The organism is Shewanella sp. 125m-7, assembly GCF_052977045.1.
Genome location: NZ_JBRILQ010000018.1, coordinates 1 through 23,285, shown reverse-complemented (window position 1 = coordinate 23,285; position 23,285 = coordinate 1). Strand labels below are relative to the sequence as shown.

Sequence of the window (23,285 nt, the reverse complement as noted above, 5' to 3'; positions counted from 1 at the left end):
TTCGGCAACTCCGATGGGGAATCGGTGTTTTCTGTGAATTTTAACAGGGTAATATAATGCATTGTTATTAATCGATTTTTAATAAATAATGCTATGTACGCGTTTAGAGTTGATCTTCCACAAAAGGCGCTTACCGCATATTAAATGTTATGTATTAGAAGGTTCGAGAATGAAATTTGAATTTGGAGACTTATATAAATTTACAGTCTCTATGGGCGTGGTATTAATCACTATATCGATAATGGCGCCCTGGCTATTTTTAAAGGAGCCCTTTGATCTATTCAGACCAGCTACTGAAATAAATGCACTTTCTGAGATTGCTAAGGCTGTTGTTACGAAAAGGCAAAATACTGTCTCATACATAATTGACTTTATTCCATGGTTTTCTTTAATTGGGTCTATTGCAGGCTTTACTTTTATCTGGATCGGACTAAAAAATTGGCATAGGAATCAAGTTCATATCGATGAGCAAACAAGACTCGATGTTGAAATAAAGAAACAGTCTCTTCGTGATGCAACAATAGATGAAATTGAAGAGAAAGAAACTGTAGAGTATGAAGAGCTAAAAGCTAGTGAGGCGTCATATTCAGGGGGCCACCTCATCAATTCTTTTAGACGAGAGTATTCAAAAGTTGAAGATCTTGTTTATTCAAAATTCTTGGATGTGTACAAGAATAAGTATGAAGTTAGCCATAATAAAATGATTGCAGGTGTGGAATTAGATATTCTACTTACTGGGAAACATATGCTAACTAAAGACTACATAGTGGAAGTGAAATATATAAGGAAAGGATTCAACTTTGGTTGGGTCCGAGAGGCATACTTGAAAAATATCTATGCCAAAAGCGTTTATTCCCAAATTACGAATAGACTACCGAATACATTATTACTCATAGTAATTGATTCTGATGCACATGAAGAAGATACATATAATCAAATACTTCAGAGGTTGAAGGATGAGGTTTTAGGTAGAAAAGGTAAAGATCTAGTTAGGGTGATAACTAAGCAGGAGCTTATGAGTAGTAATAGCTCTGATTTACAAGATAAATTAGCAATAAATGCTTAACAAATACCTGGATTTTACCTCCGATTATGCCCCCATTCTGCGTTTCGCAGAAATAAGTCACGAGAAGCTTTGAGAGTTGGGCTGGCGTTATATTAATAAGGAATGTAATGAAGTATTTACTTTTTTTGATTTTACCTTTTTTTAGTTTTAGCTCGCTTAGCTCTGACATGGAAAGAGTTCAGACTAATCTAGCTTCAGATTTTTCTAGCTGCTCTTCTTATTTTTTATTGATGTCTCAAGCCTTGGTTTCTAGTGGGCAAGATGGAAGTTTATATAAGCAATCTAGTATCAATTCCTTTCGATTTGCTTCTGAACTTTCAAATGAAAAAGTATCAGAAGCAAGAGTCAAATTAGCTTACAAAGAAATGCATAAGGAGTTAGATGGTAACTGGTCAAACTCGGCAATTTTAATCGAGAAATATTCTGACTTGTGCGTAGAGTTGTTAGAAAGCCCTGAAAAGCGACTCAAGTACTGGACTAGCAAATATTGATGCAATATTCGTTATCAACAAATAGCACTTTGTAACTGGAAGGTAGGGAGGTTTACCCATTAAAAATCAAATGATTAATATGGTCTCTACTTTTTTGGATAATCAGTCAAAGTAAATTTATCGAACAGTGAGGGGACGATTATATGCTTGGAACATTTCTAATTATTGCGGTTATTGTTTGTGGTTACATACAAGTTACCTTCTGGATGCTTATCCCTGCTTCTATAGCCGCTGCTTTTATAGGTTTGCATTTCCCTGCGGGGAAGGCTGATATGGCAAAGTCTAGAGGGATCTATTGGAAGGTACTTTTCTCATCCCTTCCTATTCAAGGCATTTTTATGTCTGTGCTGTTTGGCTTGGGCTGGGGGATAAAGGCTGTTATAAGTTAGCCCCAAAAATGACATCCATTGTTAATAGCATGTTTTTGGCCCGCCACTTATTGTTGATTTAGCATGGGTGGCTTATGTTTTAGCTTATGTTTTAGCTTATGTTTTAACCACGCCTTGGGTGAGTCAGTATAAGCAAAAGTGTATCCTGATCAAACATTTGACTTGCTCCAGCTCCAATATCCCTTTACGCTGCGTGACATTCGGCTGAATAAGCCAAAACGCCTAATGTCGGTATCCTGAATGTTGCGAAAACCCACACCCTTCTCTAAGCGCAAAACCCAAAACCTGTTTAAAAGCAAACTCAAACGCGCTCTGGGCAGGATAAACTGGAAACGCTTCAGCTCAATCACGCTTCTGGCTGCACTGGCCTATGCTGCCCTCTATTACATTAACTCACCGGCCAGAGTCGTAATGAACATGAGTATGGCGGACATGATCTACAACAGTCATCAACTCTCAAGCCAACAAATAGAAGAGGGCGGTGGGCAGGCACACTATCAAATGATTATAGAGGAACTGTCTGCATTCGGTATTGACCCACACACCAGTCTTAATGATGTATTGCAGGACCATCCACAAATCGCGTCAGTGGAGGTAACACAAGACCGGGATTGGGAATACCCTATTCAGGGAACCTGGGATACCGCGCCGGGCTTTTACGTGCGCGTCTGGATAACAGAAAAACACCGCGATGCCGGCTACAGCGCCAAATTTTCATTGCGTAGTCCGTTGCACTTGCCTTTCAATTATCAATTCAATAACATCACTGGGTCAAAATGGATAGACACACCACCGGCCCCCAAGGCGCTGGCTGAAAGTCATATGTACTATGCCGAAACATTCAGGCAAACCGATAAAACTCCGTGGGAAGTCGTCTATCTATTACAACACAGTGAGTTTCCCCCCTTAACCTACGAATCAAAAGCCTGTGACATTTAGCAATAATGTCGTCCTGTCGTGACACCTAACGTTGATGGCATATTTTTTACCCTCCCTTGTTGATTTAGCATGGGTGGCTTATGTTTTAGCATGCCCGAGTGTGAGCTGGAAGCTCACGACCTTTATCAAGCGAAGCTTGATTGTATTGCCTTAGGGATACCTTAGAGAGCAAGGCCTAATATCAGAGAAAAAACCAAGATGTATTACAGTACGACTGTCTAGAGTCGTTTTAGTCTTAAACCTTTATTGGCTAAAGTCGCTGTAAATAAGGATTTCTAATGGACTTATCAAAGTGCTCCGCACTAACACAGTTGCGCAGCAGCTACCTTGCAGTGGCTATAATTTATCTGCTCTGCTGGATTTGGCTGCCTGCCGCGACTCTGTGGGTCGTCTTGCTTAGCTGGGCTGGATTTTGCTGGCACCGCGTTACCTCCCCCATTTTAAAGCAAGGCTATTTGAATCTATTACAGTCGATAGGGATTTACCTTGGACTGCATTTAGCGGCCTTAGCCTCGTTTGTGGTGGCCAGTAGATTTAATTATGGAGGGCTGTTTTCTGGAACCGGAGCTGAAGAGTTTGGCTACCTGCTTGGCTTTGGTTTTCTGGGGGCGCTATTGCTGATTATTGGCACGCTATGGCCATTGATTAGACTAGTGAAAGGCTATCGAGTTTTTATGGCTATTTATAAGAGTAGTCGTGAGGATATTGAGGTGAATAATAGTGAAGCGGTTTAAGTTGTCGCAGGTTTCAAATTTAATGTGGTTTATGTTTATTCTGTTCTCTTTTGCTGTGGGTCTGGCAACGTATGTCGTGCATCAGTTTCATGCATCTTTTAATTGGCCTACGGCTAAAGGAGTGGTGGTGAATTGTTGGAGCATTGAGCGCTATCATGAAAGAAGCAGCGCCGATTCTCATTACGAGGTTGCTATCGAGTATTTCTATGCTGTTGACGGTAAAATTTACCACAAGAGTAATAAGACCGACATCACAGGTGCCATCCCTGGTTATTCTTTGGAGGAGGCCGAAACCTTGGTGGCAGAGTTTCCTCGTGGCAAAAAGATCCAAGTGCACTACAACCCCAGCAACCCCAATACAGCTGTTATCAAGCCAACAATGCATCTGTTTATAATTGTGATTTTGGCGGTGTTCTCTTTGATATTAATACCCGTCTGTTATGTGATGTATCTGCAAATGACCTCAGCCGCTGACAGCTTTATCGTTCGCAATGTGTAAACTCTGATCCCTTTTTAGGATAGTTGGGTCAAGGAACGTTGGGTCAGAGTAAGAGTTAATTTAAGAGTTAATGTGGTGCAAACTGAATCTGTTTGTTTTAGCCATAATTCAAAACTAAATAAGATTATTTAGTTCCCAGAAAACATCTATTCCCTATCGAAACTGCCGAAGTAGGTTGAAGACTGCTTATCTAAAAAAGTGTCATGATGCCAACAGGGATGTGGGCATAGCTTTCTTGGGGCAGGCCGCTCCTTGGCATCTGACCTATAGGGATATTGGAAGTGTCTATTGTGGCAAGTTTTATTGTTCACAACGCACACTCGAAAGAAGTTTTCAGCGGGTTACTGCGCTACCCCTTAAACAATGCCAATCAATGAACCGCTTGGAAAAGATGCTAGAATATGTGTATCAACGAGATTCAGCAGAACTTGATTGGGTGGATGTCGCCTTGAAGTTCGGCTTTAGCGATCAACCTCATTTGATCCGCTACCTAAAGAAACAGCTAGGCTTTACCCCCAAAACCTATGAAAAAGAGCGTGGGCTGACCATTGATGCTTATGGCGGTGTCAGATCTAATTCTCTTTAAGCTTGTCGAATTTAAGTTTTTGAATTTAAACTGTCGGAAATATTCAATCGTCTCTGGCTAAATGCCTCTAAGATGAATACAACCATTAGATGTGAGAAAACAGTACGTGAATAGCCAAAATCCAACACTTCAACAACTTGGATGGAAACCTTTTTTTCAGCAACAGCTGAGCTTAGAAGACCTAACTGATTTTGCTATGGATTCCAGTATTGACACCCATAGTTAATCGGATTCCAGTATTGACGGATTCCAGTATTGACACCCATAGTTAATAGCATGTTTTTGGCCCTCCTACTAAACTTTAGTGAATACTGAAGTGGGAGGTTGCTATGCCCCGTGCAAGAAGTACGCTAATAAGCCTTGAAGATACGCCTTACTATCACTGTTGTAGCCGTGTCGTTCGACGCGCCTATTTGTGTGGTGATGATAAATTCACAGGCAAGAACTATGACCATCGCCGTGGTTGGGTTGAAGCGCAAATACTCAAGCTAACAGAGGTGTTTGCGATAGATGTCGCTGCCTATGCAGTGATGAGTAATCATCTGCATGTGGTGCTGTATATAGACCTAGAAACGGTGAATAGCTGGTCAGATAGGGAAGTCATCGAGCAATGGCATAAGCTGTTTAATGGTACTGATATAACTCAGAAATTTGCCAACGGTGAGGTGATTGAAGAGTGTATGGTTGCAATCCTAAAACACTTGATAGCAACTTATCGTTCCCGCCTTAGTGATATCAGTTGGTTCATGCGTTGCCTTAATGAACCTATCGCAAGGCAAGCTAATTATGAAGACAACTGCACAGGGCACTTTTGGGAGGGACGCTTTAAGTCACAAGCATTGCTCGATGAAGCAGCAGTACTGGCCTGTATGACCTATGTTGAGCTAAATCCTATTCGAGCCAAGGTGGCAAAAACGCCTGAAAAATCAGACTATACCAGCTTGCAACTAAGAGTGAAGGCTGCCATAAGTGGCAGGCAACCTGCCAAGTTACTGCCTTTTGTCGGTAATGAGAAAAAGCATCAATCAAAAGGGATTAACTTCTCGCTTGAAGATTATTTAACGCTTGTTGATGAAACGGGTCGAATCATTCGGGATGACAAACGAGGAGCCATTTCTGCTAATGCAGAAAACATACTGGATAGACTCAATATTCCGAGTGACAATTGGATAAAACTCACCTCAGAATTTGGTACGTTGTTTCATGGGCCAGTAGGCAGTTTACAAGAGCTAACTCATTATTGTGAGCATCTAGAGAAGCGACGACGGCATTTCGCACACTGCTGTGAGTATCTCCAGGCAGGTTAAGCATTCAAACAATCCTCTTATTTAGTTTATAGAACCATTCTATGAGCCGATTCCCTTCGTTTAAAATCTATCACTTTCCAGCTTAAAGCATCGCTCATCGGTATTTGCTCATCTTGAACCGCCTATCTGAAAATATGAATTGATAGTTTAATGTGGCTTGGAAGCTAAAACCGGCAAGTGGTACTATCTTGTTGATTTAGCATGGGTGGCTTATGTTTTATTGGCTTATGTTTTATTCTATAGGGATATTGGAAGTGTCTATTGTGGCAAGTTTTATTGTTCACAACGCACACTCGAAAGAAGTTTTCAGCGGGTTACTGCGCTACCCCTTAAACAATGCCAATCAATGAACCGCTTGGAAAAGATGCTAGAATATGTGTATCAACGAGATTCAGCAGAACTTGATTGGGTGGATGTCGCCTTGAAGTTCGGCTTTAGCGAGCAACCTCATTTGATCCGCTACCTAAAGAAACAGCTAGGCTTTACCCCCAAAACCTATGAAAAAGAGCGTGGGCTGACCATTGATGCTTATGGCGGTGTCAGATCTAATTCTCTTTAAGCTTGTCGAATTTAAGTTTTTGAATTTAAACTGTCGGAAATATTCAATCGTCTCTGGCTAAATGCCTCTAAGATGAATACAACCATTAGATGTGAGAAAACAGTACGTGAATAGCCAAAATCCAACACTTCAACAACTTGGATGGAAACCTTTTTTTCAGCAACAGCAGAGCTTAGAAGACCTAACTGATTTTGCTATCGGTCGAGTAATGGAACAGCATCGTGACCGTATCGTGGTGATGTCGGAGCAAGGGCTGCAAAGTCTCACTTTTACTGTGATTGATGAGAAAATTTGTGTTGGTGACTGGGTGTTATTTGATGACCAACTAAGATTGCATCGAAGTCTTGAACGTCAGTCACTATTCGAGCGTAAAGCGCCCGGGTCTAAGGTGGCGACTCAGCTGATTGCAGCCAATATCGATATTGTCATGATTGTCTCTTCTCTGAATCATGACTTTAGTTTGAGCCGAATTGAGCGCTACCTCACCCTCGCCCGCGAAGCGATGGTTGAGCCGGTGATCCTGTTAACTAAATCTGATCTGTGTGAAGATGCCGATGCTAAGCGAGAGCAAGTACAGCAGTTAGATTCTATGTTGCAGGTGCATACTCTCAATGCGCTTGATAGCCAAGATATTAAACTGCTTGAAGCGTACTGTCGTAATGGTAGAACCATTGCCTTTATGGGCTCATCTGGCGTGGGTAAATCAACCCTAGTTAATAGCTTACTGGGCTTTGAATCTCAGCAAATAGGCGGCATTCGCGAGGATGACAGTAAGGGGCGCCACACCACAACACACCGGGCACTCAAGGTATTAGCAAGCGGTGGCGTTCTAATGGATACCCCAGGAATGCGTGAATTACAGCTTGCTAGCAGTGAGCATGGTGTGAGTGAAACATTTGCTGAAATTACAGAGCTTGCGCAGCAATGTCGCTTCTCTGATTGCTCACATGATTCTGAACCGGGTTGTGCTGTGCAAAGAGCCATCAAAAATGGTGATTTAACAGAAAGGCGTTTACATAGTTTTCAGAAGTTACTCAAAGAGCAAGCACTCAATGGTGCAACGCTGGCAGAGAAACGAACTAAAGACAGAGCCTTAGGCAAACTCATTAATAGCGCTCAAAGTGCAGCCAAGCGTTTCAAAAAAGGTTATTGATATTTTCGAAAGTGAAATGTGGGGTCAGAGTAAACTATTCGAATCTTAATACTCTGTTCTTCTATCTTGAACCATAAATCAATCGCTAATTGGTTGGAATAGCTTACAGAAAACACTGTTCCCCATCTGAGCCGTTAGTCAATTTTTATTGGAGTATGAGGATCAACAACTTCGTCGGGGCGGCTCGGACTCTTTATGAAAGAAATGGTCAAGCGCTGCTTGATACCTACCCCAAACTTTGAGGGTGACTTAAGCTTATAAGTCACCAAAGGCTTCGAGCCACTCTTCGTCAGTGAGTTCTCTGCGCGGCTTTTTCTTGCCAAAGCCTTTGATAATCCTGCCCCTTAATGGGTTATCGGTAAAAGCGTCATCACCCATGTAAGTGACCGAAGTCGGAATTAATACACTGGTTATGGCATTATCTGCAAACGCTTCTGAACCTATGTCAGTTACCGAGTCAGGAATTGTGATGCTTTGAAATTCATTCCCCCTAAATGCGCCTAAACCGATTTCAGTCACGGAATCAGGAATAGTGATGCTGGTTAACGCATTAAATTGAAACACTCGATCATTAATTTCAGTCAGTGAATTTGGCAGAGTCAGGTGGGTTAAGGCATTCTTGGCGAATGCACCCTCTACGATTTCTGTCACAGAGTCTGGAATATCGACATGAGTTAATGTGTTTTCTGCAAAGGCATAATAGCCGATTCGAGTGACCGAAGTCGGAATATCAATCTGAGTTAGGGCATTGCGTCGAAACGCACTTTCGCCGATTTCTGTTACTGTATTAGGAATAACGATGCTGGCGATTGGGTTCTTTGGGAACTCTTCGAATTCTTCGCTTAACTCCTCAGCCTCTGAAAAAGCATAGTCCCAGATCTTAGTAACGGAGATACCATCAAAATTATCGGGGATAATGATGTGTTGATAATCACCATGATACACATCAATTCGGCCTGTTTTTTTATTAAACGATACGTCATCTAATGTCAGAGTATGTGGCTGGCTCACGGTGAATTCTCTCTTTGCTTTAGGATCATTTGCTTGAGGTGCATTTGCTTGAGGTGTAGGGCTTGGTGTTAACTCGGCTTGATGCGCGGGGCTTTCTTGTATAGAAAGCCCAAACAGCATAGCAACGAGAACACCACTTAACATGCGAGATAAGTTGATGCCAAGGAGCTTGATATTAAAGAGCTCGATATGACATAGGTGAATATCAGTCTTCCATCCAATCTAAATTTGGCATGGCATCTAAATGCTGGTTGTAACGTTTTTCGTTAAACGAAGCACCATTTAGCATCACATCACTGACTTCAATCGCTAGCGCACATGCCATCCATTGAATCGCTTCTTCACGCGGCGTTCCTGTCATCACCAAACGCATCAAGGTCTCTTTGACCTTTTTCGGTTCGCCGTCGGCGATCTGATTTTCGACTGTTTCAATAAGGGTTTCTTCAGTCATGTAACTTTCTTGCTGGTTGTCCATATTTACGACTCTGTAATGTAATTGGCGCTATTATGCCGTAACCATGAGATGAGCAATAGATGTGATATCGAATTTGTTGAGCATTCTGACGTTAGCCGCATAAGCTTGGATAGTCCGCTGTTCTAACTCAGTGTCGATAAGGCTGAGGCTTTGGTGGTAAGGCCGCTCTATGACGTTCATGTCACCGCGGCATGTGTGAATCCATTCACATCAGATGTTTTCGTTGAGCTCACAAGGATATACTCGATGTGAGCATCGGCACATGCTAAGGCCGCAGGTCATTGCAACCACTGATGGTGAGAGTATTCTTAGGGCAATCAATATTGCAAACTCTGCATCTGGGTCAGGCGGCTCAATGTACGTCTGAACTCAAAGCTAAGCGCGCCGCCAATATACAGCTCATCCATAGGCACAGCGGCTTGAATATAGAGCTCCACCCCTTGGTCATATAACTCATCTACTAAGCTGATAAAACGCCGCGCGGGGTCATCACTCACCGCGTAAGACAGTTGTCTATTGCCCGTTTCAAAAGCCGCAGTGTTAAATGCAGCTGTCTCAAAAGCAGCCGTTTCAATAGCGGCAGTTGTATTGGCGCTTTCAATTGCAGTGGTTGTAAAGTGCTGGGCGCCATCTTCGGTGCCGCGGGCTCTAATCCAACTGCGGGGCTCGCCGCCTAGTACAGGCACTTGAGTCAGCAGTACTGTGCTGAAGCGGCTGGCGATGTCGATGTAATCGAGCTGCGAACGTGGGCCGTCACACAGGGCGTCGAACTCAAACCAGGCCACTTTGGAGGTGTATTTTACGGTGTCGATTATGCGGCCATGAATTAACAGCGGCGCTGAAATTAATGCACCTGCACCTGCATTAGTATCGGTATCAGCATTAGAGCAAGCGCTAAAAATACGCTCAAACTGCTCTGTCATGTCGTTATTTTCGGCAGCCTGTTCTTGGGCGGGCGCGTTAACAAAGTAGCGTGGGCTCAGGCTTGTCGCCGCTGATGGATGTAAGCGGTGGTCTTGCTCGCCGCTTAAATGGATCTCTTGGGTAAAGCGGTTTAGCAGGTCGATAGTGGGTAAAAAACGTTGTCGCTGTAAGCCATTTTTATATAGCTCATTAATCGGGATATTGGAGGTGGCGACTAAGGTAATACCCTGCTCAAATAGCGCTTCAAACAGCTTGGCTAAAATCATGGCATCGCCAATGTCACTGACAAAAAACTCATCGAAACACAGTACGCGGCACTCATTTGCGACCCGTTTGGCAATGCGCTCAAGTGGGTCACGGTTACCCGCCTCACTAATCAACTCTTTATGAATACGTGCCATAAAACGGTGAAAGTGCAATCTAAGCTTGGGGACTCTTGCTTTGTAATCATTAGTTTCTGTCTCACTATCAAGGCTTTGATAAAACAGATCCATCAAGTAGGTTTTACCGCGGCCAACATCCCCCCACATATAGAGACCCTGACAGATTGGATTCGCATGGCCATTGATTTGGGGCATTTGAGGTATTTGAGTTAGCCGCTGATGCAATCGCTCTAGCTCTTCTATGGCTTGGTACTGCGCGCTGTCATCGATAATCTGTTGCTGTACTATCTGTTCTAAATAGCGCGCTAGCGGGCCATTAGCTGAAGCACTGATATTGGCACTCGTATCAGTGTCAGCGGCGCTGGCATTAAATGGGGCGTGTTGGCTCAATCGATTAGCAGCTTGGCGGGTCATAACATTCCATTACCGACTTTGATATGACGGGATTATATCAGCTCACGCTCACCTATTGGGCATCTGTCTATATGAGTAAATTTAATCGCACTGTAAGTTGAGAGTTGTTTAGCCCTCTAAACAAGCTCTGTAGTTTAAATGCCTAATTAATGAATTATTGAGCGGGGAGGGCTTGCTGCTTTAGCCAGTCTACAAATAGCTTAGCTTTGGGGTTGAGCTCTTTATCATGTGAAGCGACATAATAGGTCTGTTCGCATTTTACCTGCAGGCCTGCAAAAGGCGCGATGAGCTCCCCTCGCACAATGCGCTTACTCACCAGTTGCCCACGTCCCATGGCGATGCCAGCATGATTCATGGCAGCAATAACAGCTAAGTCTGAGCGGTCAAAACCGATTGAGCGGCTGTCATCAATATTGACTCCAAGCTTTTCGCCCCAGTACTTCCATTCATCGCAATCTGAGTCATATTCCCAGGCTTGGTTGTCGTGCAGCAGGGTGCAGCGACTCAGGTGCTCTGGCTTGCCAATCAGGTCGTGCTCGGCGGCGTATTCTGGGCTGCAGACCGGCATAATGGTCTCATCCATCAAGTGCTGACAAAACAGTTTACTGCGCGGGCGATTGTCGTAATAGATGGCCAGATCGATATGACAACTGTTGAAGTTAACGTTTTCATTGCCGGTCAAAATGTTGACCGAAATAGCCGGGTACTGACGGCTAAAATTAGCAATTTTAGGCACCAGCCAACACTGGGCGATAGAGGGGCGAGAATAGATGGTCAACTTACCCGACACCTCTTGGTTTTTAATCTCAAACACTTCCTGATTCAGGCTTTTTAAGCTGTCCTTCAACTTTGAAAACAGTCGCTTGCCATCTTCTGTTAACTCAATTCTGCGATGAAAGCGAGAAAACAGCTTGAAGCCTAATTCAGTCTCCAGCGCGGTAATTCTATGACTCACGGCTGAGGGGCTAACGCATAACTCTTCTGCGGCGAGCGAAAAAGATTGGTGACGAGCCACTACTTCGAAGGTATGCAGCTTTGCAAGCTGATAACTGCTGAGTAAACGGTTTCTGCTGAATACATCTTGTTGGGAGTACATGACTAACATCTCAAATTTTGATGGGCACATTTTACTCTAAGCCGCCTTTAAGCACCGATTTTATCAACACACTTGATGCTTGGGTCATGTTAAAAGCACTTTTGTGACGCCTAAGTACTGGTTGCTACAATCTGGCTCAAGCGAACGCTGATTTATATCTTTTGTCAGCATTCCATTGTTTGGATTTAATAGCGCCACGTTTCAATACCTTTTGAACTCCTTTTAACCAATAGAGAAATACAATGGAATCACAGCTGTGGATTATCGGTACGCTGCTTAGCAGTATCTTGTTGATTGTCATTAGCATCGTTAAGTTCAAGTTGCATCCTTTCCTTGCTCTGCTACTTGCCAGTTTCTTTGTGGGTGGCATGATGGGCATGGCACCACTTGAAATGATCAAGGCGATGGAGTCTGGCATTGGTGGCACCTTAGGCTTCTTGGCGATTGTAATCGGACTTGGCACCATTTTAGGCAAGATGATGGAGATCTCAGGTGCAGCCGAGCGTATTGGCATCACCTTGCTAAAGTCTCGCTACTTAAGCCCCGATGTCATTATGGTATTAGTCGGCCTTATTTGTGGTATCACCCTGTTCGTTGAAGTTGGCGTGGTATTGCTGATCCCACTGGCATTCTCTATAGCGCGCAAAACGAATACTTCACTGTTAAAGCTCGCCATTCCGTTATGTACTGCATTGATGGCCGTGCACTGCATCGTGCCGCCACACCCTGCTGCATTGTTTGTGACTAACGCACTAGGCGCTGATGTTGGCTCAGTCATTATCTGGGGTCTGTTAATCGGTCTACTGGCTTCGTTAATTGGTGGCCCACTGTTCCTTAAGCTGTTTGGCGATAAATTGCCGCACCTACCTGTGCCCGCTGAGTTTAGTGAAGTCACTGCTCGTAAAGAGAGCGAGTTACCATCACTTGGCACCACCTTGTTCACTATCCTTTTGCCAATTATCTTGATGTTGGTTAAAACCGTGGCCGAGCTGTATATGGAGCCGGGTACTGCGCTTTACACCACGCTTGAATTTATCGGTAACCCAATCACCGCGATGTTTATCGCAGCGTTTGTGGCTTATTACCTGCTAGGTCTACGCAACAAGATGACTATGGGCACCTTGCTGACTAAAACCGAAGACAGCTTCGCCTCAATTGCTAATATCTTGCTGATTATCGGTGCGGGCGGCGCGTTTAACGGTGTATTAAGTGGCAGCGGCATGGGCGATAGCCTGGCGCAAATTCTCGCAAACCTTGATATGCACCCTGTGCTACTGGCTTGGTTAGTGGCCATTGTCCTGCACGCAGCCGTTGGCTCAGCAACTGTGGCCATGATGGGCGCAACTGCGATTGTGTCGCCGTTATTAGTGCTTTACCCAGACTTGAACCCCGTTATCGTGACCTTAGCTATCGGTTCTGGCGCAATCGGCTGCACTATCGTTACCGACTCACTGTTCTGGCTCGTTAAGCAGTACACCGGCGCCACGATGAAACAAACATTTATGTATTACACCACCGCAACCTTTATCGCCTCACTTGTGGCACTGGCTGCGACCTTTGCTCTTTCTTATGTTATTTAATCCTAAAGGGAACCTGAAACCATGAATACTCAACAACTGATAAATGACTTCCCTTTGCTGACTAAGCTTATCAATCTAGAAGAAGTCAGCTGGTTTGAAACCAAGGCGACCCACTTAGCGGAATCACTACCCTATGTAGGCTTAGACAGCACTGATGTGGCTGATGCAAGTGCACGCTTACAACGCTTTGCACCTTACCTTGCGCTGGCATTCCCAGAAACGGCTGCAACGAACGGCATTATTGAGTCAGAAGTGGTGGCGATTCCAAAGATGAAGCAGGCGCTAGAAGCCAAATACGGCCAAAAGATTGCCGGTAAACTGATGCTGAAAAAAGACAGCCACTTACCGATTTCTGGCTCTATCAAGGCGCGCGGCGGGATTTATGAAGTGCTAACCCACGCCGAAAAATTGGCGATTGCAGCAGGTAAATTGAAAGAGTCTGACGACTATCAAATGCTGTTCACCGAAGAGATGAAGAGCTTCTTTAGCGGTTATAGCATTGCGGTGGGGTCGACCGGTAACCTAGGTATGTCTATCGGCATTATGAGCGCTAAGCTTGGCTTTAACGTTAGCGTGCATATGTCTGCTGACGCCCGTCAGTGGAAGAAAGATAAGCTACGTAGCCACGGCGTGAATGTATTTGAATATGAACAAGACTATGGCGTTGCGGTGGAGCAAGGCCGTAAAGCATCTGAGTCTGATGCTAACTGCTTCTTCATCGACGATGAAAACTCGCGCACGTTGTTCCTTGGTTATTCAGTGGCTGGTGAGCGCTTAAAAGCGCAGTTTGACGGCGCTGATATCAAGGTTGATAGCGAGCACCCGCTGTTTGTTTACCTACCTTGTGGTGTAGGCGGTGGCCCTGGTGGTGTGGCGTTTGGTCTTAAGTTAGCGTTTGGTGATAACGTACATTGCTTCTTTGCTGAGCCGACACATTCTCCTTGTATGCTACTTGGCGTACACACGGGTCTGCATGATGAAATTGCGGTACAGGACTTAGGTATCGATAACGTCACGGCAGCCGATGGTTTAGCAGTAGGCCGTGCATCAGGTTTTGTCGGCCGCGCCATGGAGCGTATGCTTGATGGCTACTACACATTAAGCGATCAGCACATGTATGACCTACTTGGTTTACTGGCTAAGAGTGAGGAGATTGAGCTTGAGCCGTCAGCTCTTGCGGGTATGCCGGGCGCACTTAGAGTGAGCGGCGATACACAGTATCAAGCGCGTATGGGGCTAACACCTGAGATGATGAGCAACGCGACACACGTGGTGTGGGCGACGGGCGGCGGAATGGTGCCTGCGGTTGAGATGGCAAAGTACCTAGCGCAAGCTAGCTAATACTTATATAAAAGCTAATACTTATATAATAGCTAACACCTTGTATAGTAGTTAGTGCTAATGTAGCTGCTAATACTAATGTAGTGGCTGGCTCGTTCTTATTAATGTATCGAGTTGGAAGAAGGGCAGAGCTGAGACATTGAGTCTTGGCTCTGCTTTTTTGTTTCTAGCGTTCAATTTTGCTCAAAAATGCACAGCTAGAATTAAAGCCAAAAAAAATCCACCCTTAACAAGGTGGATTTTTTTATTGTAACTGTTTTATAGCACTGTAAATAAAGCACTGAAAATTAATAGCACTGAAAATAAAGTACTGTAAAAAATTACCACAGGCCTTTGGATTTTACTCGTCGCGCTCGCTCCAGTTGAGTCTCTAAGTTAGGAGTCTCATCGTTCGCTGGCGCGCTGGCAGGTGTTTGGGCTAATTGGCTAGATAGGCTTTTTATCTGTGCCATTAACTTGTCCTGCCCCTGTTTAAGCTGACTAAATTGCGCGGCTAAATCAAGTTCTGCATGAGGCTGCACAGTGTCAGCTACGGCGGGCAAGTTATTGAACAGTTTACTTAACTGCTCCTGCCCTTGTTGTAACTGCTCAAGTTGCTGCTCAATTGAGCTTAGGTTCAATGGCTCGCTTTGCTGATTAGGTAAGCTAGCGCCCTCAAGCATAGAGGTTAACTTTAGCCACTGCTGCTCAGATAAACCGTTATCTTCACTCGATTCTAAAGACAGGCCCGCTGAGCGGATCTGGCACACTAAGGTTTGGCAGTTCACCTTATCTTGTAGCAGAGTCTGAGTGAGCATAGACGGCAACTGCGGCGCCAATTCATGCAGGAATAATCCCGATAGATAGAGATCGCGATGAAACTGAATACGGCGCTGTAGCACGATATCCGTCTCATCATTACGCGCTTTTTCCTGCTGCTGCCAACCCCTTAGGGTTTTTATGGCGTAGCTGTGGCTGTCATAGATTTCTGGCTCTAGACCTACATTGAATCGAATGCGCATAAGGGTCCCTTTAAGCCGCGTCGCTTGGCTCTGCCGCGTGGTAGCAGCAGATCTCGCGTGATAGCGCTTCTTGCGGATCTTTCACCATCACAATCTTTTCGCCCAGCGACGGATACGCATCGCGGATCGCGCTTTCAATCAGCATCGCGCCGCCACCCACTAAGTAGATGCGGTTTGGATTACGGGTAAAGGTTTTTGCTTCATAGGCAACAGCCGCACCGAGCTCGGCAATCTTGTCTTCGATACGCTCAAGTACCCAGTCTACCTTGCTGATATCGTTAATGACTTCTTCAACAAATTCGCGGTTATGGCGGCGCTTAATGAGCTCGTTAGCCACTAAGTAACTCGCGTCGCTGTCTGCCGCCGATAAGGCTTTTCTCGCTGCGTTGGTGACCATAGATACGCCAATCTCGGCATTGCCATAAACAGCCGATACATCGTCAAATTCACCGACAATCACGCCCATATCTAAGGTTGTACCACCGCAATCAATCACCAAAGATTTAGCGAACTCGTTAACGCCTGAGTCCATCAGTGTGGTCAACACGGCCGGTAGGCTTTCTGGCAGCACTTCAACGTCAACAATGGTAAATAGCTCGCCCTTGTTAAGCGTAATTTCGCGCATCAAGTTAGCTTTTTTACGCGCGATATTTTCTTCGTTTTTCTGACAATCGTCAGCTTTGTAGTACTCGGTGATGGGTAAAGTCACCAAAATACTGACAGGGCCAGGCTTAACACCCGTTTGCAGTAGGGCGTGGTGAACAGATAATAGGTTTAAGTCATCATATTGAAAGGCGACATGAGTGGTCGAAAGCGCCTTGTCAGATGTGGCATCGTAGGTATATTTAGTCGATGCAATTTGGTAATTAAACACTTTGCGATCGTTAAGCAAAGCCGCACTCTTCCAGTCTTTACGAAAAGAGTTAGGTGAGGTAACGCTACGCACTTGACCGTTGTCAATCCAGCTAATTTTTACATTGGTAGAGCCATCATCGATAGCAAATTTGGTCATGCTCGAATGCATTACAGTTCCTTAAAATAAACCCAATTTTGCAAGTGAATGCGACCGCAAGGTTGAAGAACTGAAATCTAAATGTGATTTATTTTTTAAGGCTGATATCTCAGTCGCAAACTCGATAGTTTAGCGCCTGAAAAAGCATCAATAATCGGCGGTGTGAATTGGCGGGTCAGTGGTATGCCATCACCGCTATGCAACCCCTATGTCATCACTGTTATGTGATAGGAATTGTCATAGGGATGGCATAGCCTGAATGTCGGCAGATGAGCAGAGCGTTATTGTCGCCACGGCGAGTCATGTAGGCTAATCGACACTGGCGTTAACAATGTTCCACTCGGGCAATTTTTGCTTAATATCTTCGCGTATTTTGTCGCCATCACCTCTAATCACGATATAGGGCGTATTGTTAAATACCGAGCTGGCAATCTGTTGTAGCTGTGCAGGGGTTAAGCCTGCCAACCTTGCAGCCTCTTTTTGCTCGCGCTCAGGTTCATAGCCGCGCACTAACTGCTTTATGCTATCGAACTCGACGGCGCGGTAGTTGGCTTGGCGTAGCATCTGCTGACTAGTGAGGTAGTTCTTTAAGGTACTGACCTCTGCCGTTGATGCTGGCGTTTGGCTTGCTAATGCTAAATGATCTAACACGCCGCTGATAAAGGCACCTGAGTGCTCAAGCTTAGTGCTGCCGTAAAACTTAAGTGTGCGTGATAATGGATTATCAAAGCAGCGGCCATAGATGCCGTAGGTTAGGCCGCGCACTTCGCGTAGATCGTAATAAAGCCGGCCTGAAAAACTGCGCCCAAGCCAGCTGGCCAGTAGTTTACAATCTTGAATGCTATCCTTGCTTGTATCACTGGCATCCAGTGGGTAGCCGATACGTACCTGTGTTTGTACGCTACCAGGGGCATCGATGATAAACAGTGTCTTGTTATCATTACTGATATCGACTGCAGGACTGATAGCTGGATTGACAGCAGGGCTAGAGTCCATCACGGCACTAGAACGCGTTGTCAATTTGCTGCTCGCCGCTGAGTTTGCGAGCTGGGCAGTAGAGATTAACGAGCTAAATTGCTTTGTCACCGCAGAAGTAAACTGCTTGTCTTGTCCAAGGCTTAGATTGGCAAACAGCGCCCAGTTAGATTGGGTGAAAATCGTGTCTCTGACTTGGTTAAGCTTGGTTAAGTCAAGCTCATCAGCAAGGGTTTTGTCATTGAGCACTTGATTATAAACATGTTGCTCACCGAGGATTTTTTTAGCCCACACATCATCAATTTCGGCGCCACTGTAGGCATTGATATGTTTAGCCAACTTGAGTTGGCGGCGCACATTGGCGATGTCTATTTCGTTAAAACTGCCTATTTCATCAAAACTGCCCATTTGGTTAACACTAGCGGCTTGCCAAAACTGCATTAACAACTCACTAGCAAGGGCGGGGGAGTCGGGGCAATCGATGCTAATCGTCAGGCTGTGCATGCTTGGGCGAATACGCAGACTCTCAGCGCAGGCTAAGTTTGATTGCTGCGCTAAGTAGAGGGTTTTTTCGCGAAAAGCATTCACCAGCACATCAAGGTTTGCCATCGGAGTTTGGCTATAAGCCACTAGCGACAGATGATTTAACCCAGAGGGCGTATCGTCAAATAGGTACAGTTCAAGCGCTGGTTTTAACCTAGGCTCAAGTACAGCATCAGGTTCGGCTTCAATTTCAATCGGCAGCACTACACGCTCAATGGGAGTGGCGGCTTGATAGATTAGTGCGGCAATCTCTGGTGCGCCCTGCAACTTATCAAATACTGGCAGCTGCGGCTCAGCGGTTGGGGTAAATGTTATCTGGGTTTGCTGGCAGCCCAATAGACTTAATATTACGCTTAGCAGTAGCGTGCCACAGGTTAGTGGCTTAAGTTGTTGCTTCAGCGGCTTTTCAATATATGGCTTCATCACATGACGCTCTCTTCAAGGCTGTCAGTCATTCCCTTAGGCAAGACCTCTAAAATGGACTTAGTCGCTCGAATATACCAAGGCGGAAGCAGGTCGAGACGAACGCCATTTTGGCTAAAATAGCCTTGGGCAATAGCCTGCAGTTGTGCAGGTGTTACGGCGTTTATTCTTTGCCAAGGCCCGGTCAGTGGATGCCGCTTATCTTGCGGGGCTGTGGCTGAAAGGGCTTTTGCTAGTTGTGATGGTGAGTCTAAACGCGCTAGCGCTTTATTAAGCCAAATTTGTTTTAGCTGACACAGTTTGGCAGCTGATATCGGCTTGTCTGTCACTGTGTCGATTAAGCCCTGCACATTTTCAGTGAGCGTATCGAGCGAAGTGCGCGCGCGTGGCACTAATACTAAGTTAGTTACGCCGTGATGGGTCATCGTTAACGGGATAGAGTAACTTAACAGCTGGTCGGGGTCGTTAAGGCTAGTGCCTTGAATGAGGCTGCTCTTGTTTTGAAACAGATACGCCTCAAGTAAGGCTAGTCCGGCTGCATCTGGCGAGTCACGCCCTGCCGTGTGCCAAGCTAATAGCACCGCAGGCCAAGGGCCTCTCTCATCGATAATCTCACCATGCACAGGCTGCGGGGTTAGCTGAAGATCGTCAAGTTGAGCCTGTTCAATTTTTGGTGCTTGCCAGTCACCAAACTGCTCATCTACCCAAAACTGGGTTTGAGCTGGAATATCGCCCACCAAGCTTAACTGCATGGCATCGGGGCGATAATAGCGTTGATGAAAGGCGTTTAAGCTCTCGGGTGTGGCCGCTTTGACATCTTTGATACTGCCAATCACCGCATGACCATAGGGCGTGCCCTCAACCTGTGACAGTAAAAACTCCATCGCTTTGCGCACATAAGGCTGGTTATCTATGCTGGTGGCCATCTCTTCGAGCACCGCAGCTTGCTGATTTTTTACCGTGGTGTCATTCAAACTTGGGTAGCGAAATCGGTCGGCCTCCAGCCATAAGCTCAGCTCAAGAGCTTGCGAGGGAATGGTTAAGTAGTAGTTGGTAAAATCAAAAAAGGTGCTGGCATTAAACTGGCCGCTTAAGGCGCTCATGGTCTGGGTATAGCTATCACCCGGGGCATGCTCGCTGCCCTTAAATAGCATATGCTCGAACAGATGCGCGTAACCAGTTTGGCCTTGTATCTCATTGCGCGATCCCACATCAAACTGGCTGGCGATAGAGACAGCCTGAGTACCGTTAATCGCGAGAGTGCGCAGTTGCAGGCCATTAGCAAGCTGGCGATATTGAATTTTCTGTTCTGCATCAAATAGCGGCTGAGCAAGCGTGCTCAGCATGCAGGCGCTAGGCTCGAGTGAGCCATGAGCGCTAACAGGCAAGGCGAGTGTTAATAGGGCTGTTACCGTTACAGCGGCGGTTACGGTAATCGTTGCTGCGGCGCTATAAGGTGTCGCTATGTCACTTATCATTAATCGCTTCAATTTAGTCTTAATTCCTTTTAACGCTATTTAAGAGCCGATTTATTTTATGCCGATACGCTTGGCAAGGCGGTGCAGGTTACCAGAGTCCACATCTAGCGCTCTGGCGGTAGCCGCCCAATTATTACTGTTAGTGGCTAAAACTTGACGGATATATTGCGCCTGAAACGACTCAGTAGCTTGCTTAAGAGTTTGGTTAAGGCTTTGGTTAAGGTTAAGATTGTGACTTGGTTGAGTCACCACGCTTTGGTTGGCTTTTATTATCGTGCTAAATGGCGTATCAAGTGGCAGCTTAGCTTGCCCCTGTAAGTCAAAGTGCAGCGGGGTGATCACCGCGGTATCAGACTGAGATTGGGCTCTTGATAATACCGCGGCGCGGCGCGGCACATGTTCGAGTTCGCGTACGTTACCGGGCCAATCATAATTATTTAACAGGCTAATACTGTCGGTGCTCAAGCTTAGGCTCTTTAGGCCTAACTGTTCTCTGCTGCGTTCAACAAAGAAACCGCTTAATAAAATCACGTCGCCCTGACGCTCGTTTAGCGCAGGCACTATGATAGGAAATACGCTTAATCGATGATAAAGATCGGCCCTAAAGCGCCCGGCTAAGACCTCTTGCTTCAGATCTTTATTGGTGGCGGCAATAATGCGCACATCCACTTTCAGGCTTTTATCTGAGCCGACTTTTTGTAAATCGCCATACTGTAATACTCGCAATAATTTAGACTGCAGTGACAGTGGTAATTCACCGATTTCATCTAAAAATAGCGTGCCTTTATCGGCCGTCTCAAACTTTCCGCTGCGGTGGCTAATCGCGCCAGTAAAGGCGCCTTTTACATGACCAAATAACTCACTTTCTGCGACGGACTCAGGCAGCGCGGCGCAGTTTAAATAAATCAGCGGCTTATTGGCGCGAAGAGAGTGCTGGTGGATAGCTTTAGCAACCAGCTCTTTACCGGTTCCGGTATCACCTAAAATCAACACATTAAGGTCGGTACTCGCCACCACATTAAGCTCATTTTGCATCGCTTGCATGGCAAGTGACTGGCCAATAATTTCAACTTCACTGTCACTGCTATGATTAAACGATGACGGCTCTTGCGACTGCAGCGCCTGCTTTTCTAGCTTCTCGATAAGCAGGGCATTGTTAAGTGATGCCGAGGCGATGGCACTTAAGGTGCGGAGTTCTTTATCGCTAAAACCATTGAACTGCTCAGGGTTAAAACCATCGATAGTGACCGCACCGATAAGTGCGCCGTTAGCGACTAAAGGCAGGCCAATACAGGCGTGTACCATTAAATGGTCTTCTTGATGGGGAATTAAACCATCGTAAGGGTCGGGCAGTTTACTGTCGGCTGGAAATCTTACCACATCACCCGCGCGAGCGATGGCCTCAAGTCTTGGGTGCTCGCTCAATATAAAGCGCCTGCCAAGTACATCGGGACTCAAACCATCGATAGCCAGTGGGGTAAAATGTTTACCGCTAAATTGCAGCAGCGCGGCGGCGTCACAGTGCAGAGTTTGACGTATGGTATCAAGAAGTCTTGAGTATCTGTCGTGATCTGACAGCCCAGATGTGATATCCAGTGCTATACGGGTAAGGTCGCTTTGACTCAGTGACATTGGCGCTCCAATTTCAGGTTAATTCGTTAACCTTGGACGAGTGTTTTAGCATGCACATTCCAGTGTGCTGATACTAGTTGCCGATACTAGGATCAGCCTAGGTCACTTGGGTGTGTCTTTTTAACAGTATTTAGCTATGGGCTGTCGATGTCAATTTTACACTTTGACTAAAGTCGGGGAGTTAGACCTTGTCTAACAACTGTTGGTAATCAAGCTCCACTTGATAAAGGGTCGTGGCTTTGCCACATATTGGCAATAAATCAGGCTACGGCTGACCAATATCTCAATCAAACTTCGTTTGACCTTTTAATGCATCAGGCTGCGCCTGACCAGAGTCGTGAGCTTCCAGCTCACACACGGCCAAGAGGGGATCAACAGCAATCCCCTCTTGGATCACCCCTGCCGCCCCGACGAAGTTGTTTACCTCGTACTTATTCGAAATAACCTAACGCTTCCGATGGGGCATCCTGCCCCGCGAAAGCTATGCCCACATCCGTGTGGGCATTACGGTTATTTCTTCAACGTACTTCGGCAACTCCGATGGGGAAATGGTGTTTCCTGTGAGTTTTCGAATCACTTTTGCCCATAATGGTCTAAAGGATAAGCTCAAAGACAAACGTAATTATTTATATGATGTCACCTTTCTTTTTGTTATGTTTTAAAACAAAGGCTTACAAACAGTTAGTAAACATTGTCATGACGTATTAATAATAACAATGTTATCACTGCGTCTGCCCAATAAGTTGTTTGTTGTCTCTCAGGTTTATGGAAGAAGGATTCAGAATTGATCATAAATAAGAACTGGAATTTGCAGTGTGCTTTTGACGCGATAAACAATGCTTACTATCCAGGTGGCTTGCAAAGTGGTCCTCAACGTAATAGACAAATTGAAACTTGGGGGCAATTGGTTGGTAAAACTAAAGCGCTTGCGGAATTAGAGTCATTGATTATGGCTTACGGTTCTGCAAACCAGGTGTCTAAAGCGGTTCGCATGAGTCCAAGTACAATCAAAAATCTTAAGTTGTTCTTTGAATCGTTGCCTGATGATTTGGAAAAAGTTGAAGATATTTGTGAATATAACTTTATTGAAGGAGAAGAGTGCTCATTTGAGGAAGATCTAACTCATGAATTCAAAGAAGTTAAGGGTAAGAACCCAGCCAAATCTATTCAGAATTTAGTCGACGAAGGGAATCAAAAACTGACACCCAACATAAATGACAAGATCTACTTCCTCCGACTAAACTTTAGTGAATACTGAAGTAGGAGGTTATTAT

General features: G+C 45.3%; 22 protein-coding genes. 13 read left to right on the top strand and 9 right to left on the bottom strand.

The window, feature by feature from the left end:
- The first annotated feature begins 169 nt into the window (after positions 1 to 169).
- The 10 genes from ACVBIL_RS10305 to rsgA all read left to right on the top strand — a co-directional run bounded on the left by ACVBIL_RS10305 (position 170) and on the right by rsgA (position 7,723).
- Entirely contained in the window at positions 170 to 1,066 is an 897-nt protein-coding gene (locus ACVBIL_RS10305) for a hypothetical protein (protein ID WP_447166894.1), read from the top strand.
- Positions 1,067 to 1,173: 107 nt separating this feature from the next.
- The gene (locus ACVBIL_RS10300) at positions 1,174 to 1,557 is read left to right on the top strand and encodes a hypothetical protein (protein ID WP_447166893.1); all 384 of its coding nucleotides are present in this window, start codon (positions 1,174 to 1,176) and stop codon (positions 1,555 to 1,557) included.
- A 143-nt stretch (positions 1,558 to 1,700) separates the two neighbouring features.
- The gene (locus ACVBIL_RS10295; protein WP_447166892.1) at positions 1,701 to 1,946 is read left to right on the top strand and encodes a hypothetical protein; all 246 of its coding nucleotides are present in this window, start codon (positions 1,701 to 1,703) and stop codon (positions 1,944 to 1,946) included.
- 240 nt (positions 1,947 to 2,186) lie between these two features.
- Positions 2,187 to 2,885 carry a hypothetical protein gene (locus tag ACVBIL_RS10290; RefSeq protein ID WP_447166891.1) on the top strand — a complete coding sequence of 233 codons (699 nt, stop codon included), beginning with the start codon at positions 2,187 to 2,189 and terminating at the stop codon, positions 2,883 to 2,885.
- A 278-nt stretch (positions 2,886 to 3,163) separates the two neighbouring features.
- Positions 3,164 to 3,619 carry a hypothetical protein gene (locus ACVBIL_RS10285; protein ID WP_447166890.1) on the top strand — a complete coding sequence of 152 codons (456 nt, stop codon included), beginning with the start codon at positions 3,164 to 3,166 and terminating at the stop codon, positions 3,617 to 3,619.
- Complete coding sequence (locus ACVBIL_RS10280) at positions 3,606 to 4,118, top strand: DUF3592 domain-containing protein (RefSeq protein ID WP_447166889.1); 513 nt, start codon at positions 3,606 to 3,608, stop codon at positions 4,116 to 4,118. Before ACVBIL_RS10285 ends, ACVBIL_RS10280 begins: the two co-directional genes overlap by 14 nt.
- Positions 4,119 to 4,338: 220 nt before the next feature.
- Positions 4,339 to 4,704 (top strand): helix-turn-helix domain-containing protein, encoded by a 366-nt coding sequence (locus ACVBIL_RS10275; protein ID WP_447166936.1) that lies wholly within the window; start codon positions 4,339 to 4,341, stop codon positions 4,702 to 4,704.
- Positions 4,705 to 5,033: 329 nt separating this feature from the next.
- Entirely contained in the window at positions 5,034 to 6,011 is a 978-nt protein-coding gene (locus ACVBIL_RS10270; RefSeq protein WP_447166888.1) for a transposase, read from the top strand.
- A gap of 157 nt (positions 6,012 to 6,168) precedes the next feature.
- Positions 6,169 to 6,570: a helix-turn-helix domain-containing protein gene (locus ACVBIL_RS10265; protein ID WP_447166887.1), complete on the top strand. Its 402-nt coding sequence runs from the start codon at positions 6,169 to 6,171 to the stop codon at positions 6,568 to 6,570.
- Between the two features lie 106 nt (positions 6,571 to 6,676).
- A complete protein-coding gene (rsgA, locus tag ACVBIL_RS10260; RefSeq protein ID WP_447166886.1) occupies positions 6,677 to 7,723 on the top strand; it encodes a ribosome small subunit-dependent GTPase A in 1,047 nt (348 codons plus the stop codon).
- A 255-nt stretch (positions 7,724 to 7,978) separates the two neighbouring features.
- On the opposite strand, the gene ACVBIL_RS10255 is transcribed toward rsgA, so the two are convergent.
- The 4 genes from ACVBIL_RS10255 to dsdC form a co-directional block, all read right to left on the bottom strand.
- Positions 7,979 to 8,878, bottom strand: coding sequence for a leucine-rich repeat domain-containing protein (locus tag ACVBIL_RS10255; RefSeq protein WP_447166885.1), 900 nt, complete (start codon positions 8,876 to 8,878; stop codon positions 7,979 to 7,981).
- A 61-nt stretch (positions 8,879 to 8,939) separates the two neighbouring features.
- Positions 8,940 to 9,209 carry a hypothetical protein gene (locus tag ACVBIL_RS10250; RefSeq protein ID WP_447159409.1) on the bottom strand — a complete coding sequence of 90 codons (270 nt, stop codon included), beginning with the start codon at positions 9,207 to 9,209 and terminating at the stop codon, positions 8,940 to 8,942.
- A gap of 317 nt (positions 9,210 to 9,526) precedes the next feature.
- Positions 9,527 to 10,930 carry a cell division protein ZapE gene (gene zapE, locus ACVBIL_RS10245; protein ID WP_447166884.1) on the bottom strand — a complete coding sequence of 468 codons (1,404 nt, stop codon included), beginning with the start codon at positions 10,928 to 10,930 and terminating at the stop codon, positions 9,527 to 9,529.
- A 154-nt stretch (positions 10,931 to 11,084) separates the two neighbouring features.
- Entirely contained in the window at positions 11,085 to 12,056 is a 972-nt protein-coding gene (dsdC, locus tag ACVBIL_RS10240) for a DNA-binding transcriptional regulator DsdC (protein WP_447166883.1), read from the bottom strand.
- 212 nt (positions 12,057 to 12,268) lie between these two features.
- Between dsdC and dsdX the strand changes: the two genes are divergently transcribed.
- The gene (dsdX, locus tag ACVBIL_RS10235) at positions 12,269 to 13,606 is read left to right on the top strand and encodes a D-serine transporter DsdX (protein WP_447166882.1); all 1,338 of its coding nucleotides are present in this window, start codon (positions 12,269 to 12,271) and stop codon (positions 13,604 to 13,606) included.
- Between the two features lie 21 nt (positions 13,607 to 13,627).
- Positions 13,628 to 14,947 carry a D-serine ammonia-lyase gene (locus ACVBIL_RS10230; RefSeq protein ID WP_447166881.1) on the top strand — a complete coding sequence of 440 codons (1,320 nt, stop codon included), beginning with the start codon at positions 13,628 to 13,630 and terminating at the stop codon, positions 14,945 to 14,947.
- A 320-nt stretch (positions 14,948 to 15,267) separates the two neighbouring features.
- On the opposite strand, the gene ACVBIL_RS10225 is transcribed toward ACVBIL_RS10230, so the two are convergent.
- From ACVBIL_RS10225 to norR, 5 genes are all read right to left on the bottom strand, one after another.
- Positions 15,268 to 15,948, bottom strand: a complete 681-nt coding sequence (locus ACVBIL_RS10225; protein ID WP_447166880.1) for a hypothetical protein — start codon at positions 15,946 to 15,948, stop codon at positions 15,268 to 15,270.
- A 10-nt stretch (positions 15,949 to 15,958) separates the two neighbouring features.
- The gene (gene parM / locus ACVBIL_RS10220) at positions 15,959 to 16,972 is read right to left on the bottom strand and encodes a plasmid segregation protein ParM domain-containing protein (RefSeq protein WP_447166879.1); all 1,014 of its coding nucleotides are present in this window, start codon (positions 16,970 to 16,972) and stop codon (positions 15,959 to 15,961) included.
- 297 nt (positions 16,973 to 17,269) lie between these two features.
- Positions 17,270 to 18,901, bottom strand: a complete 1,632-nt coding sequence (locus ACVBIL_RS10215; protein WP_447166935.1) for a M16 family metallopeptidase — start codon at positions 18,899 to 18,901, stop codon at positions 17,270 to 17,272.
- Positions 18,901 to 20,379 carry a M16 family metallopeptidase gene (locus tag ACVBIL_RS10210; RefSeq protein WP_447166878.1) on the bottom strand — a complete coding sequence of 493 codons (1,479 nt, stop codon included), beginning with the start codon at positions 20,377 to 20,379 and terminating at the stop codon, positions 18,901 to 18,903. Before ACVBIL_RS10210 ends, ACVBIL_RS10215 begins: the two co-directional genes overlap by 1 nt.
- 51 nt (positions 20,380 to 20,430) lie before the next feature.
- Positions 20,431 to 22,011 (bottom strand): nitric oxide reductase transcriptional regulator NorR, encoded by a 1,581-nt coding sequence (norR, locus tag ACVBIL_RS10205; RefSeq protein ID WP_447166877.1) that lies wholly within the window; start codon positions 22,009 to 22,011, stop codon positions 20,431 to 20,433.
- Between the two features lie 784 nt (positions 22,012 to 22,795).
- Between norR and ACVBIL_RS10200 the strand changes: the two genes are divergently transcribed.
- Entirely contained in the window at positions 22,796 to 23,269 is a 474-nt protein-coding gene (locus ACVBIL_RS10200; RefSeq protein WP_447166876.1) for a hypothetical protein, read from the top strand.
- Positions 23,270 to 23,285 lie beyond the last annotated feature (16 nt).